17 protein-coding genes are annotated in these 13,225 nt (G+C 35.4%); 10 read left to right on the forward strand and 7 right to left on the reverse strand.

From position 1 onward, the window contains the following. Window positions 1-33: 33 nt before the first annotated feature. Entirely contained in the window at window positions 34-1,254 is a 1,221-nt protein-coding gene (locus C568_RS0110630; RefSeq protein ID WP_155895707.1) for an alanyl-tRNA editing protein, read from the reverse strand. A 120-nt stretch (window positions 1,255-1,374) separates the two neighbouring features. Between C568_RS0110630 and C568_RS0110635 the strand changes: the two genes are divergently transcribed. Continuing rightward, complete coding sequence (locus C568_RS0110635) at window positions 1,375-1,767, forward strand: hypothetical protein (protein WP_018765327.1); 393 nt, start codon at window positions 1,375-1,377, stop codon at window positions 1,765-1,767. A 319-nt stretch (window positions 1,768-2,086) separates the two neighbouring features. On the opposite strand, the gene C568_RS0110640 is transcribed toward C568_RS0110635, so the two are convergent. Together C568_RS0110640 and C568_RS0110645 are read right to left on the reverse strand one after the other, a co-directional pair. Continuing rightward, window positions 2,087-2,467 (reverse strand): Hsp20 family protein, encoded by a 381-nt coding sequence (locus C568_RS0110640; protein WP_018781482.1) that lies wholly within the window; start codon window positions 2,465-2,467, stop codon window positions 2,087-2,089. A 143-nt stretch (window positions 2,468-2,610) separates the two neighbouring features. Further along, the gene (locus tag C568_RS0110645; protein ID WP_000414451.1) at window positions 2,611-2,754 is read right to left on the reverse strand and encodes a small acid-soluble spore protein P; all 144 of its coding nucleotides are present in this window, start codon (window positions 2,752-2,754) and stop codon (window positions 2,611-2,613) included. A gap of 120 nt (window positions 2,755-2,874) precedes the next feature. Between C568_RS0110645 and C568_RS0110650 the strand changes: the two genes are divergently transcribed. After that, window positions 2,875-3,138 (forward strand): hypothetical protein, encoded by a 264-nt coding sequence (locus tag C568_RS0110650; RefSeq protein WP_003199104.1) that lies wholly within the window; start codon window positions 2,875-2,877, stop codon window positions 3,136-3,138. 44 nt (window positions 3,139-3,182) lie between these two features. Further along, window positions 3,183-3,908: a polysaccharide deacetylase family protein gene (locus C568_RS0110655; RefSeq protein WP_029427146.1), complete on the forward strand. Its 726-nt coding sequence runs from the start codon at window positions 3,183-3,185 to the stop codon at window positions 3,906-3,908. Between the two features lie 38 nt (window positions 3,909-3,946). Here the strand turns inward: C568_RS0110655 and sspO are convergent, their stop codons facing one another. Next, the gene (gene sspO / locus C568_RS0110660) at window positions 3,947-4,096 is read right to left on the reverse strand and encodes a small acid-soluble spore protein O (RefSeq protein WP_006095643.1); all 150 of its coding nucleotides are present in this window, start codon (window positions 4,094-4,096) and stop codon (window positions 3,947-3,949) included. A 283-nt stretch (window positions 4,097-4,379) separates the two neighbouring features. Between sspO and acnA the strand changes: the two genes are divergently transcribed. Continuing rightward, complete coding sequence (gene acnA / locus C568_RS0110665; protein ID WP_003199100.1) at window positions 4,380-7,103, forward strand: aconitate hydratase AcnA; 2,724 nt, start codon at window positions 4,380-4,382, stop codon at window positions 7,101-7,103. A 120-nt stretch (window positions 7,104-7,223) separates the two neighbouring features. Here acnA and C568_RS0110670 read toward each other — a convergent pair whose 3' ends face one another. Then, a complete protein-coding gene (locus C568_RS0110670; protein ID WP_018781484.1) occupies window positions 7,224-7,559 on the reverse strand; it encodes a YmzC family protein in 336 nt (111 codons plus the stop codon). 454 nt (window positions 7,560-8,013) lie between these two features. Beyond that, window positions 8,014-8,604 (reverse strand): YjdJ family protein, encoded by a 591-nt coding sequence (locus tag C568_RS0110675; RefSeq protein ID WP_003199092.1) that lies wholly within the window; start codon window positions 8,602-8,604, stop codon window positions 8,014-8,016. 199 nt (window positions 8,605-8,803) lie between these two features. Here C568_RS0110675 and C568_RS0110680 point away from each other — a divergent pair, with 199 nt between their 5' ends. The 5 genes from C568_RS0110680 to tlp all read left to right on the forward strand — a co-directional run bounded on the left by C568_RS0110680 (window position 8,804) and on the right by tlp (window position 11,366). Further along, window positions 8,804-9,379: a peroxiredoxin family protein gene (locus C568_RS0110680; RefSeq protein ID WP_018781485.1), complete on the forward strand. Its 576-nt coding sequence runs from the start codon at window positions 8,804-8,806 to the stop codon at window positions 9,377-9,379. 116 nt (window positions 9,380-9,495) lie between these two features. Further along, on the forward strand, window positions 9,496-10,443 hold the full coding sequence (locus C568_RS0110685; protein WP_018781486.1) for a 3'-5' exonuclease: 948 nt from the start codon (window positions 9,496-9,498) through the stop codon (window positions 10,441-10,443). Window positions 10,444-10,714: 271 nt separating this feature from the next. Continuing rightward, entirely contained in the window at window positions 10,715-10,858 is a 144-nt protein-coding gene (locus C568_RS32820; protein ID WP_003199083.1) for an FbpB family small basic protein, read from the forward strand. A 43-nt stretch (window positions 10,859-10,901) separates the two neighbouring features. Further along, window positions 10,902-11,036 (forward strand): acid-soluble spore protein SspN, encoded by a 135-nt coding sequence (gene sspN / locus C568_RS0110695; RefSeq protein ID WP_003199081.1) that lies wholly within the window; start codon window positions 10,902-10,904, stop codon window positions 11,034-11,036. Between the two features lie 105 nt (window positions 11,037-11,141). Beyond that, a complete protein-coding gene (gene tlp / locus C568_RS0110700) occupies window positions 11,142-11,366 on the forward strand; it encodes a small acid-soluble spore protein Tlp (protein ID WP_003199079.1) in 225 nt (74 codons plus the stop codon). Window positions 11,367-11,382: 16 nt separating this feature from the next. Here the strand turns inward: tlp and C568_RS0110705 are convergent, their stop codons facing one another. After that, window positions 11,383-12,675, reverse strand: a complete 1,293-nt coding sequence (locus C568_RS0110705; protein WP_006095650.1) for a glycosyl hydrolase family 18 protein — start codon at window positions 12,673-12,675, stop codon at window positions 11,383-11,385. Window positions 12,676-12,785: 110 nt separating this feature from the next. On the opposite strand from C568_RS0110705, the gene C568_RS0110710 reads away from it, so the two are divergent. Next, window positions 12,786-13,205 (forward strand): acyl-CoA thioesterase, encoded by a 420-nt coding sequence (locus C568_RS0110710; protein ID WP_003199074.1) that lies wholly within the window; start codon window positions 12,786-12,788, stop codon window positions 13,203-13,205. The last annotated feature ends 20 nt before the right edge of the window (window positions 13,206-13,225 follow it).

Below are 13,225 nucleotides of genomic sequence, written 5' to 3' on the forward strand. Positions count from 1 at the left end.
AGGATAGCAACAGGCTATCCTTTAGATTGTACTTTAAAATGTTTCTTGTGATAAATGAATAAGATGAGCTAGAAATTCTTCACCCGTAATAATTGCTTTTCCTCCGCCGCGAGCGCTTTTTTGATTACCGCCGCCTTTTCCTTCAATAGTAGGAAGAGCATTTTTCAAAATTGTATTCATGTTTGCTGCTACCGCTTTCCCGCATGCAAGAACGCATTGTAATTTTTCTTCATTTTCGGTAACTAGGTATGTAATAGAGTTTTCATTTTGTTCGGTAATGATAGCTGATAATTTCGTGATTTCCTGCATGGAAAGATGTGTAAAGACTTTAGAAATGAGTGTTCCAGCATGTATGTCTATGGATTGTTGCAACAATTTATTTGCTTCTACGAAAAGTAGTTTTTCGTTCATAGTTTGTAGTGCTTTTTCGTTTTCTTCTTGAGAAGTAAGAAGCTGGGTTACTTTATTGGGAATATCATTTTCACTACTATTTAACTGTTTGGAAACGTCTTTAATAATTTGTTGATGACGCTCCATTAACTTGAGTACACGCCATCCTGCAACCAATGTTAAACGGATACCACCTTTATTCCGCTCCCACCCTATTATATGAATTGGCCCCACTTCACCTGTATATTTTGGATGTGTGCCACCACAACCGTTGTAATCGTAGTTTTCAATGATTACAACGCGAATATTTTCTGTAATTGTTGGTTCTTTTCGGAGAGGTAACTGTTTTGCTTCCTCTAAGTTCATCCATTTAATATGGATAGGATGATTTTCAAAGACAATCTGATTTGCAATTTGGAGTGCGCTAGTAGCTGTTTCTATCGAAAGTTCAGGTGTATCTAAATCAATTGTTATCGTTTCTTTTCCAAGATGAAAACCAATTGTGGGAATGTCAAAATGATCCCAAAATGCAGCGGATAGAATATGCTGAGCTGTATGTTGTTGCATATGATCAAAACGACGCTGCCAATTAATTTTACCCGTTACCTCTTTTGTATGTAGTTCACTTGATATAAAATGACGGATTTCGCCCTCAACTTCCTCAACATTGACGACGGAAGCTTCATCTAATGTTCCTGTATCATGTGGTTGCCCACCGCCAGTTGGGTAAAATGCTGTTTCTGTCAAAGTAACATATAATTTTTCTTCGCTATCATAGGCCTGTTTAATAATTTGTGCTGTAAATGTTTGCTGATAGGCATCGATGTAATATAATTTTTGGTTCACTTTCGTACTCCTTTCTATCTCACTAGTTTCATTGTAAAACAATCTAAATAAGTTTCCTAATATTTCAGAAGAAAAAATCTCTTTTTTTAGAATTTTCTTGCTATAATAAGAAAAAGGGAATATACGGGGGTGGATGAAATGCTGTATGAAAATGGCGTAGACAAATTGATTCGTCTCAATACAAATATTTCTGAACTATATCGAGAATTACATGGAATGACTCGGACTTTAATGGAGTGTAATCGAGAAAGTATAATATTCGATCGGTTATATGTGAAAGAGTTATTATGGAAAAAAGAAGATGTGTCCGCTATGTATGATCAGCTTCTCGTTCAGCTTTGTATCAATGAATGCTTTGATTTAAAAAGTGTCATCACTGGTGAATACAAATATACGTATGAGGAAGTGGAAAATGCGGTTCTTGAATTTAATGAAAAGTATGATGTGAACATCCTAATCAAGGACGTTTGCAAAGAGTTACAGTTTACATATGGTATTGACATGGAATTATCTAGGATAGCCAAGGTGTAATCATATTTACTATAAAAACAGGGAGAAGAAAGCTGTTAGTTTGCTTTCTTTTTCTATGCATATGCATGAAATAGGGTTAGAAGCTTAATTTTACCCCGCATTAACGGACAGTAATCCTCCCGATCTCAAGGTTCAGAGAGAAGAAAGGAAGATAGGTAGGGGATAACTGCTCGTAAAAGCTCGAGTGGTGAAGGCTTTCCATCAGTGGGAGATGAAGAAAACCCACACTGATGGAAGTTTCACTTTATATAAAATAAAGAAAAAACAGGGTGGGAAAAATTAGTAACAAACTTTTTCCACTCTGTTTTTATATAACGTTTTAATTAAAAAAAAGAACTTTTTTCTCATGTTCATTTGCAAATTCAGTTTTTGAAATGTGTATGGCAAGAAAGCCATTTTCTAAACAGGCTAGCATTTTTTTATAGATGATGTTAGCAGGTAAAGAAATTGTTCGTTGCAAGGACGAGTTCTTATGAAATATATGAATTGCTAGGCCTGTCTCCATCTTGTTTATAAGTACATCTTGTTCTGACACATTAGGGATATCAGTTTCTAAAATATACTCTTGCTCCGTTTCACAAAGATCAATGTGAATGTGATTAGGGAAACTGAAGTTGTCATATGAATCAGAGCAAAACTGATCCATCCATTCTTCAAAACCATCAACATGAAAAAGACAGTTTTTCTTTTTCTTGCCCATGTAAGACACCCTCCGTAAAGTCTCAATTCATATTATAATATGCATTAAGAAATTAGAGGTGAAAAACAAACTAGAAAATATGTTGAGTGGTTTGTTGTAAATAGCTTAAGTGAGAAGGACAATACATGTGCATTGTCCTTCTTTTACATATCGTGATGCGCGTGATTTTTTTGTCTTGAATGATTTCGGTTTTTTACTTTATGTGACCCACTTAGCGGCTCAGGTTGCCCAGAAGGCTGTCCTTTTTTTGTGTTTTGACGAATAGACTTGCTATTGTTTTTTTCCATGTTGTGTTGCACCTCCTTCTTGTATTTAGAATGAGAGAACTTTGTAAATTTATACGAGAATGTTTTTATGAAAAAAGGTAAAGCTAAGTGAGACTAACTATAACAGAAAGGGGAAAGCGTATGCCGTATCATAAAGATAAACAGCAAGCTTTTCAAGCCGCACAACAAGGAGTCGTACAAGCGGAAAATTTATACAACAATATTGTGAAAAATGACCCGAATTATGGTCAGGATTTAAAGCATTTACGCCAAGAAGTTCAAGAGGCATATGAACAAATTCAAAATGCATTGGAAGTAGCATCTGAAACACAACGTCCACAACTTGAGCAGTATGAAAGTAATTTGCAAAACATTATACGAGATGTGGATCTGCTAGGCGATTGAACAGGTTGTATGAGTTCAACAACCTGTTCAAGTTTGGAGTCGATATGTTGAAAAGAAAAATTTCTGTAATAATCATTTGTTTGGTTTGTGTAGTACATATATTTCAAGTGGACAAAGTAGAAGCAAAAATGCTGATGAGAAAAGAATTAGAGCCTACGGGTTATGTAACGTGGGAGGTACCAAATAACGAGAAGATAATTGCAATTACATTTGATGATGGTCCGGATCCTACGTATACTCCGCAGGTGTTAAAGCTATTACACCAATATAAAGCTGAGGCAACTTTTTTTATGATTGGTTTTCGGATTCAGCGGAATCCGTATTTAGTTAAGCAGGTGCTAAAGGAAGGACATGAGATTGGAAATCATACGATGAATCATTTATATGCTAGAAGTGCATCTGATGAAAGATTAAAAGATGATATTTTAGCGGGGAAAAAGTATTTACAAAAGTGGGTAAAGGAGCCGCTACTTTTCCGTCCACCAGGTGGATATATTAACGACGCAGTTTTTACGACGGCAAAAGAAGCGGGTTATCAAACCGTTTTATGGTCTTGGCATCAAGATCCAAAAGATTGGGCAAATCCAGGAACTGAGTCCATTGTGAATCATGTTGTGAAAAATGCGAAGAGTGGAGATATAGTGTTATTACATGATGGTGGAAGTGATCGGAGTCAAACTGTAGCTGCATTAGAGAAAATTCTGCCGGCCCTTCAAAAAGAAGGGTATCGATTTGTAAAAGTTTCGGAATTGTTACGTTATAAACATTAAATAAAAATCCCAAAAGGAGTACCTTTTGGGATTTTTCATTACTGATTCTTCTTACGTTTTTTATTATTTTGACGCTGAGCTGGTGTTAGTGGTTCGTTTGCAAACTCCTCATTATAACCAGTTCCTTGTCCTTGTGCTGATGCAGCATTCATTCCTGGAATTACATGATTTGCTTTACGTTTACCCATTTAGTTTCACCCCTATAATGTTTTCTTTATAAACAAGTAATGATACATGTATGAACGTAAAGTAATACTCAAAGAGAAAGCTTTACTTTATGGTAATAGTATTCATAAGGAGAGCGAAGACTATTCAAAATTCCAGAGATAAAGAAAACTTATGATAAACTATAAGTTTCTTATTATTTACTTATTTAGAAAGTTGTAATAAGATATTATCGTAAGGTATTGAAAAATTTGTCTACATTTTATATTCAGACAACTCAGTCACGTTTAACAGGGGGGAAACATAATGGTCAAACATAATCCATTTCAATCTCGTGAAACATTTGAAGTAGATGGAAAAACGTATCATTATTATCAATTGAAAGCGCTTGAAAATGCAGGGGTTGGCAACGTATCACAATTACCATATTCAATTAAAGTTTTGCTTGAATCTGTACTTCGTCAAGTTGATGGACGTGTCATTACAGAAGAGCATGTTACAAATTTAGCGAAGTGGGGAACGAAAGATGTTCAAGATATCGATGTTCCATTTAAACCATCTCGCGTAATTTTACAAGACTTCACAGGTGTTCCAGCTGTCGTTGATTTGGCTTCACTTCGAAAAGCAATGGCGGACATGGGTGGAGATCCTGATAAAATTAATCCGGAAATTACTGTAGATCTTGTAATCGATCACTCTGTACAGGTTGATAGAGCGGGTACAGCAGACGCGCTTGAATTCAATATGGACTTAGAGTTTAAACGTAATGAAGAACGTTATAAATTTTTAAGCTGGGCACAAAAATCGTTTGATAACTATCGTGCAGTGCCACCAGCAACAGGTATTGTACACCAAGTAAACCTTGAGTATTTAGCACCAGTTGTTCATGCGGTGAAAAATGCTGAAGGTGAATTAGTTGCATACCCAGATTCATTAGTGGGAACAGACTCTCATACTACAATGATTAATGGTATCGGTGTCCTTGGATGGGGCGTTGGTGGTATTGAGGCAGAAGCAGGGATGCTTGGACAACCTTCATACTTCCCAGTACCAGAAGTAATCGGTGTTAAATTAACTGGTACACTTCCAAGTGGTACAACAGCAACAGACGTTGCGTTAAAAGTAACACAAGTGTTACGTCAGAAAGGTGTAGTTGGTAAATTTGTTGAGTTCTTCGGTAGCGGACTACAAAGCATGCCTTTAGCTGACCGTGCAACAATTTCAAACATGGCACCAGAATACGGTGCAACTTGTGGATTCTTCCCAATTGATGAAATTTCATTAGATTACTTACGTTTAACAGGAAGAGACGAAGAACAAATTCGCATTGTTGAAGAATACTGTAAAGCAAACGGTTTATTCTATACAGCAGACAGCAAAGATCCAATTTATACAGATCTTGTTGAGATTGATTTAAATACAATTGAATCTAACCTTTCAGGACCAAAACGTCCACAAGATTTAATCCCTCTTTCAAACATGAAAGATGAGTTCCATAAAGCGGTTGTGGCACCAGTTGGAACGCAAGGACTTGGGTTCAATGAACAAGAATTTGATAAAGAAGTGAAAGTTGCATTAAAAGATCAAGAAGTAACGATGAAAACAGGTGCAATTGCAATCGCTGCGATTACAAGCTGTACAAATACATCTAATCCATATGTATTAATTGGTGCAGGCTTAGTTGCGAAAAAAGCAATTGAAAAAGGACTTAAAGTACCTGGTTATGTAAAAACATCATTAGCACCAGGATCTAAAGTAGTAACGGAATACTTAGATAAATCAGGCCTAACAACTTATTTAGATCAATTAGGATTCCAAACAGTTGGTTACGGATGTACAACTTGTATCGGTAACTCTGGCCCATTAGAACCAGAATTAGAAGAAGCAATTGCGGCAAATGACCTATTAGTAACATCTGTTTTATCTGGTAACCGTAACTTTGAAGGCCGTATTCATCCGCTTGTAAAAGCGAACTACTTAGCATCACCACCACTTGTTGTGGCGTATGCACTTGCTGGTACAGTGGATATCGACTTGAAAAATGATGCAATCGGTAAAGATGCAAACGGTAACCCGATTTACTTTAACGACATTTGGCCATCAGCTAAAGAAATTGAAGAAGTGGTTCAAAGCGTCGTAACGTCTGAATTGTTCAAAAAAGAATATGCACAAGTATTTAACAGCAATGAACGCTGGAATGAAATTCAAACTTCAAATGAAGCGTTATATACTTGGGATAATGACTCAACATACATTCAAAATCCACCGTTCTTTGAAGGATTATCAAAAGAACCAGGTGAAGTAGAAACACTTTCAGGTTTACGCGTAGTTGGTAAATTTGGTGACTCTGTAACAACAGACCATATTTCACCAGCAGGTTCAATTGGTAAACATACACCAGCAGGCCGCTATTTATTAGAAAATGGTGTACAGCCAGTTGACTTTAACTCTTATGGTTCTCGCCGTGGTAATCATGAAGTTATGATGCGTGGTACATTCGCAAATATCCGTATCAAAAACCAAATCGCACCAGGAACAGAAGGTGGATATACAACTTACTGGCCAACTGGTGAAGTAACATCTATCTATGATGCTGCGATGAAATATAAAGAAGACGGCACTGGACTTCTTGTAGTTGCTGGTAAAGATTACGGTATGGGAAGTTCTCGTGACTGGGCTGCGAAAGGTACAAACCTTTTAGGTATTAAAGCAGTAATCGCAGAAAGCTTCGAGCGTATTCACCGCAGTAACCTTGTATTAATGGGCGTATTACCATTACAATTTAAAGAAGGCGAAAGTACTGAAACATTAGGTCTTGTTGGTAACGAATCATTTGAAATTCAAATTGATAAAACAGTTAAACCACGCGATCTTGTAAAAGTAGTTGCAATTGACCCAGAAGGAAACGAAAAACAATTTGAAGTAGTAGCACGTTTCGATAGTGAAGTAGAAATTGACTACTACCGTCACGGTGGTATCTTACAAATGGTGCTTCGTGAAAAAATTGAAGAGTCTAAGGTGTCAAACTAATTAAGTGTAGTAATAGAGAAAAGTAAATATTTTCAATCGAAATGAGGAAGCTGATTGTGGTTAGCTTCCTCATTTTATGTGCAAGGAAAGTGGTGAAACTATATGGTTTCATCTCTTTCCTTATTCTGCTTTATTAAGTTGATACTCATATGTAGAAGAATTTTCCGTATTAAATTCTTTTACCAATGTAATCTTATTTGTATCTGGGTTATACTTGAAAATTTTAATAGTGTGCCGATCACCGCTGTCAGGGTTACTTTCTTGTAAAGCAAATGTATTTTCTGCAATTTGAGTCATATTACTAGTTTGATCATTTTGTACACTTATTGGAGTAGTATCATGGTTTGTAGAAACTTCAATGACTCTTTCTTTGTTAAAAAATATAAGGACTAGAATTAAGATTACAAGACAAATACGCATATAGCGTAGTTCTTTACTAATTGGGTGTTCTCCCATAGGGTTCATCCTTTCAATAATTACTACGAACTAGAGGATGTTGTAATAGAGTAAAAGCTAATAATGTCAAACGTAGTGAATAAAATAAACGATATCAAAGCTGTATAAAGTGAAACTTTAATCAGTGGAGGTTTTCTTCATCCCCCACTGATTATTAGTTGAACGAATCGGGCTTTTACGGACAGTTCATCTCCCACCTAACTTCTTTGCTTTCACTGACTTTTGAGGTGGGAGTGTTACTGTCCTAAAATAGCGGGATAAAAGCATATGCGGCCAGTTTTTCTTCTTTCAGGATCGTTACTAAATAAGGAGATAACCCATGCGATAATATTAATAGGATAGAATATGAAACTAAAAATATAGAGAATGGCTTTTTAAATGAGTGCATAAGAATCCCTTTTTTAAAAGGAAGGTATTTGCACAAAACAGTACAAGCATCTTCCTTATTGTCACCTCATATGTTTATATTTTTGCGTAAACGTATTTGATGAGAGAGCTTAGTTACAACTAGCCCTGTCATATAAAGAAAAGTTAGAATGAGAACTGTACTAATGATAGGAGACTTTTGAAATGCGTATAACAACCTATCAATATAATAAATTTGATTTACATCTGTAATTGATTTTGGTGAAAAGACTAAATATTTCTCCCAATTCTTTTCCACAGCAATTATCGCACCTGTAGAATGTGTGACAAGTAATGTGTAAAGAAAAATAGGAAGAACAATCATGAGTTGTAAACCGATTAATCCTGTTTTATGTTTTCTCCAGTATAACCAGCGAGTTATCATAATTCCTATTAAATAGACAATTGATAATACAAAAATTGTAGTAAAAACTGGATTATACTTAAAGGCATACAACAGTTTGTCAATTTCATAAATTTGATTGGAGTCTTCTGCTGTTTGGGGAGTGAAGACGATATGTTGTTTCCAGTCCTCTGAAATACTTAAGTAGCTAGCAGTCCAGCTTGTAATAAACAATGAGAAAAATAAGATGGGGAGAATGATAACATATTGTAACCAATGTAAAACGGTTTTATTCATAAATAATGACACCCTTTCCAAATTATAACTATTATAATTATATGATAAAATGAAACGGTTTTCATTGTTATTAAGAATATTCTATTTATTTATCAGGAGAATATTTCCAAGGTTGTCCGTATAAGCTAAAATAAAGTATAAATACTATTGTTATTTTTAAGTGATATATAAAATGAGATAAGCGATAAGGATGATGTATATGTGGCGAAAGCTTACCATTGTTGTAGTGTTGCTTTGTTTAGCGAGCTATGCAGTTTATGAACAGCTCGGAAAGAATGAGAAACAAGTAAGGGAAGAACCAGTGAAAAGCGAAGCGGCGATGAAAGAAGTCATTGCAAAAAATGGGATTGAGGTAGGCAAGATTGCACCGGATTTTGAGTTATCAAAATTAGATGGCACAAAAGTAAAATTATCGGATTTTAAGGGGAAGAAAGTTATTTTAAATTTCTGGGCAACGTGGTGTGGACCTTGCCAGCAAGAAATGCCGGATATGGAAGCTTTCTATAAGAAGAATAAAGATGATGTAGAAATCCTTGCTGTAAATTATACGGTTTCTGAACGTGCTAACGGAGAAGAAAAAGTGAAAAAGTTTGCAGAAGAGAAGGGATTGACATTCCCTATTTTACTTGATAAAGATATAAATGTTACAACAATGTATAAAGTAATTACCATTCCAACTTCTTATTTTGTGGATACAAAAGGTGTGATTCAAGATAAATTTATCGGACCGATGACACAAAAAGAAATGGAGAAGAGAATTGCGAAAATAAAATAATGAAAGAGGACAGAATTGGCTATTTGTCATTTCTGTCTTTTCTTTTTCATTAAGCAGCTTGTTCGTGATATGATGAAAGAAATTTCATCGAAAATAATGATTGGGGAGCGTATATTGTGGGGAATTTACCATTGACAGGAGACTATGTTGTTATTGATTTTGAAACGACAGGATTTAATCCTTATAATGATCGAATAATTCAAGTGGCAGCGGTTCGGTATCGTAATCATGAGCTGGCAGATCAATTTGTTTCTTTTGTAAATCCAGAGCGATTTATTCCTAATCGAATTACGAGTTTAACAGGGATTACAAATTATCGCGTTTCGGATGCTCCAACGATTCAGGAAGTTTTGCCGTTATTTTTAGCGTTTTTAGGAGAAGATACCATTGTTGCTCATAATGCTTCGTTTGATATGCGTTTTTTAAAGAGTAATGCAAATATGCTTAGATTGCCAGAACCTAAAAATATAGTAATTGATACCGTCTTTTTAGCGAAAAGATATATGAAGCATGCCCCGAACCATAAGTTAGAAACTTTAAAAAGAATGCTCGGAATTCGTTTAAGTTCTCATAATGCACTTGACGACTGTATCACATGTGCAGCTGTGTATCAAAAATGTGCTGCTATTCAAGAAGAAGGACAAAAGAAAACAAAAAAAGAAACGGTTGAAGAAGACGAAGTGTACACACTAATAAAAGAAATGCTTGTAAAGCATAATCGCGATATAGAATGGATTCGCAATGTGAGTGTTGGAAGTTATCTAGATATAAAGGCTTTTTATCCGATTATAAGGGTGAAGGTAAAAGGGCGAAAAAAATATGTTTTAACTGAAAAGACAGAACAAGAAATATTAGGGATATATCCTACTTTAAAATGTGAGCCGGCTTTAAAAAGTGAAATAGGGACAACTAGAATTATGATTGAAAGCATAGAGGACTTTACAAAATTAGAAAATTATATTTTAGAGAGTTATGATGCAGTCATGCAAGCGCTGAATGAGTACAAAGAAATGAAAGATAATGTGGATGAAGAAATTAAAAAGTATTTAAGTATAACGAAATGATAAAGTGAAACTTTAATCAGTGGGGGAATTCTTCATCTCCTGCTTAAGTTGTTTCATTTTACTGAATTTTGAGAGGATATTACTTGTTTGTGAATAGCAGGATAAAATGCTTGGAAATCCATTAGTTGTTTAAGAACAGCTAATGGACTTTTTTGTTAACAAAAGACTTTTCTTTGACAAAACATAAAATTTTCTTACAAATCTGATTAAAGAGTTTTTTATTTGCTCATACTAACTATAGTAAGAAAGAGAAGGAGAAAGGATGAGCAGCATGAGAAGAAATCGTCGAAGAACGTTTGAAGAACTTGTGAAGGAAAATAAGCGGCAACTACTAAACGATCGTGATGCAATTGAACGGATTGAGGAACGAATCGAGAAGCGTTATGAAATGCAATTTTTTAAGCAGGCTGAATAATTCTTATCACTAGTATGATACTAGTGATAAGGAGGCGATAAGAATGGGAAATCCAAAGAAGAATTCCAAAGATTTTACACCAGATCATATTGGAACACAGTCGAAAAAAGCCGGTGGAAACAAAGGGAAGCAAATGCAAGACCAAACAGGGAAACAACCGATTGTTGATAACGGTTAAAAAAAGGAGAATGTTTTCATTCTCCTTTTTTTATGTGCATACATAATCTAATTCGTTTTTGGAAAACTAACATGGTATGTATATTTCAACTAGGAGGGAAATCGTATGACAGAGCAATATAAAGCGAATCCAGATGATAGAAGTGATAATGTAGAAAAACTACAAGAAATGGTACAAAATACGATTGATAACTTTAATGAGGCAAAAGAAACTGCAGAGGTTTCGAATGAAAAAGATCGCGCTGCAATTGAAGCGAAAAATCAACGCCGTTTAGAAAGTATTGATTCATTGAAAAGTGAAATAAAAGATGAATCTGAATATGATGCGTAAAAAAGGCTGACAGTTGTCAGCCTTTTTTTGTAATCGAGAAATTTTCCACAAGTAAACGCCAATTTTGCGGGAAAGGAAGCCCGATTTTCCAATAGCTAATCCCGCGAATGCCTTGTTCTTTTACTAAATTAAACTTACTCTGAACAGACCTGGCATCTTCAAACCATACTTCATGCTGTACACCATTTTCATCAAAGTAATTAAAGTGTGGTGCTTGTGCTGTAAAATCATAACGAATTGGAACATTATATTTACGAGCAAGTGCAACGGCTGCGACAGAGCTAATTGCTTTTGCTGGTGGATTTCCTTCTTTAAAGGGAAGCTTCCAGTCGAATCCATATAAATTTTGTCCCATCATAATTTTTCGCGGGGGCATTTGAGATTTTGCATATTGGATTACCTGCTTTACAGGGCCAATAGGAGAAACTGCCATGGGTGGTCCACCTTGCCATCCCCAGTCATATGTCATAATCACGACAAAATCAACAATTTCCCCCTGGGCTTTGTAATCGTGTGCTTCGAAAAATTTTCCTTTTTGCTTCGAACTTGTTTTTGGAACAAGTGTTGTGCTTAACGTATATCCTTCAGGTAGTCGTGTTTTTACATTTCGTAAAAATCGGTTATATGCTTCGCGATCTTCGGGTGCAACATTTTCAAAGTCAAAATGAATATCACGCATATTATATTTTTTAGCTGTTTGGAGGATATTTGTAATGAATTTATTTTGAATAGTAGCGTTTCTTAGAAGAACAGAGGCTAATTCAGCGCTAAAATTTCCATTTTCAATATTTGTAATAACGAGCATTGGGATTGTTTGACCTTGCACTGCAATTTGAGCAATTCTTGCGGTTTCAGTCGGCTCTTTTAACGTTCCATCACGCAATGCTTCAAAGCTAAAGTAAGCTAAATATGTGAGATAAGGATTGATGGCCCGCGTAGCATTCACTAAACTTTCTTTAATTGGAATGGTAGAAGGTTGTAAGTAGGCAATAGATTCTATCGTTCGTTTAGAGCCCTTTGGTACATATAGTTGTTGACCAACATGAAGAATGGATTTTAATGATAGATTGTTAACTTTTGCTAAGCTAGCAAGAGGAACGTTATATGTTTGAGAAATTCGATAAAGACTGTCTCCGGGTTGTACATAATAATTATTACCTCTCGTATTTACAATCAGTGCCTGACCGACAACAAGTGTCTCAGCTGGATTAAGTCCGTTGTCTTTTACAATTTCTTCGGGCGTAGTGCCATATTTTGACGCTAAGCTATATACGCTATCACCACTACGAACGGTTACAATTTGAATCATATATTCGCTCCTTTCAGTTAAAAAGATCCACCGTTTCTATTTTATTTTTGATTTCACTGTATTATGATTAAATGTATGTGAGGAAACAGAAGTGAGAAGGAGATAAAGATATGTTTGTAGCAGAACACGAAATTGAGATCCGCTATGCGGAAACAGATCAAATGGGCGTTGTTTACCATTCAAATTATTTAGTATGGCTTGAATTAGGGCGTACAAAATTGATACAAGAATTAGGATTTTCATATATTGAAATGGAGAAAGAAGGGGTTATTTCTCCCGTATTAGATTTGCAAATTTCATATCGGAAAGCAATGCGTTATGGAGAGAAAGCAATTGTGAAAACATGGATTGATTCAGTTAGTCCCCTGCGCGTTATATATGGATATGAAATTTATAACGGTGATGGAGATCTTTGTATTACAGCTACAACAACAAATATTTGTGCGAAAAAAGAAGGTTTTCGTCCTGTGTCCTTTAAGAAACTATATCCAGAGTGGTATGCGAAATATGAGGAAATTAAGAAAAAATAAAAAAGCGTGGCAAAAGCCAC

Origin of the sequence: Bacillus sp. 95MFCvi2.1, from assembly GCF_000374965.1 — a bacterium.
GTDB classification, from domain to species: Bacteria; Bacillota; Bacilli; order Bacillales; family Bacillaceae_G; genus Bacillus_A; species Bacillus_A pseudomycoides.

Excerpts from the sequence above, each read along its gene's own strand:
- C568_RS0110675 (WP_003199092.1), bottom strand. The coding sequence starts at position 8,604 with ATGAATAAAACCGTTTTACATTGGTTACAATATGTTATCATTCTCCCC.
- C568_RS0110655 (WP_029427146.1), top strand. The coding sequence starts at position 3,183 with ATGTTGAAAAGAAAAATTTCTGTAATAATCATTTGTTTGGTTTGTGTA.
- C568_RS0110650 (WP_003199104.1), top strand. The coding sequence starts at position 2,875 with ATGCCGTATCATAAAGATAAACAGCAAGCTTTTCAAGCCGCACAACAA.
- C568_RS0110670 (WP_018781484.1), bottom strand. The coding sequence starts at position 7,559 with ATGGGAGAACACCCAATTAGTAAAGAACTACGCTATATGCGTATTTGT.
- C568_RS0110645 (WP_000414451.1), bottom strand. The coding sequence starts at position 2,754 with ATGGAAAAAAACAATAGCAAGTCTATTCGTCAAAACACAAAAAAAGGA.
- C568_RS32820 (WP_003199083.1), top strand. The coding sequence starts at position 10,715 with ATGAGAAGAAATCGTCGAAGAACGTTTGAAGAACTTGTGAAGGAAAAT.
- sspN (WP_003199081.1), top strand. The coding sequence starts at position 10,902 with ATGGGAAATCCAAAGAAGAATTCCAAAGATTTTACACCAGATCATATT.
- C568_RS0110710 (WP_003199074.1), top strand. The coding sequence starts at position 12,786 with ATGTTTGTAGCAGAACACGAAATTGAGATCCGCTATGCGGAAACAGAT.
- C568_RS0110680 (WP_018781485.1), top strand. The coding sequence starts at position 8,804 with ATGTGGCGAAAGCTTACCATTGTTGTAGTGTTGCTTTGTTTAGCGAGC.
- C568_RS0110705 (WP_006095650.1), bottom strand. The coding sequence starts at position 12,675 with ATGATTCAAATTGTAACCGTTCGTAGTGGTGATAGCGTATATAGCTTA.
- C568_RS0110640 (WP_018781482.1), bottom strand. The coding sequence starts at position 2,467 with ATGGGCAAGAAAAAGAAAAACTGTCTTTTTCATGTTGATGGTTTTGAA.
- tlp (WP_003199079.1), top strand. The coding sequence starts at position 11,142 with ATGACAGAGCAATATAAAGCGAATCCAGATGATAGAAGTGATAATGTA.
- sspO (WP_006095643.1), bottom strand. The coding sequence starts at position 4,096 with ATGGGTAAACGTAAAGCAAATCATGTAATTCCAGGAATGAATGCTGCA.
- acnA (WP_003199100.1), top strand. The coding sequence starts at position 4,380 with ATGGTCAAACATAATCCATTTCAATCTCGTGAAACATTTGAAGTAGAT.
- C568_RS0110635 (WP_018765327.1), top strand. The coding sequence starts at position 1,375 with ATGCTGTATGAAAATGGCGTAGACAAATTGATTCGTCTCAATACAAAT.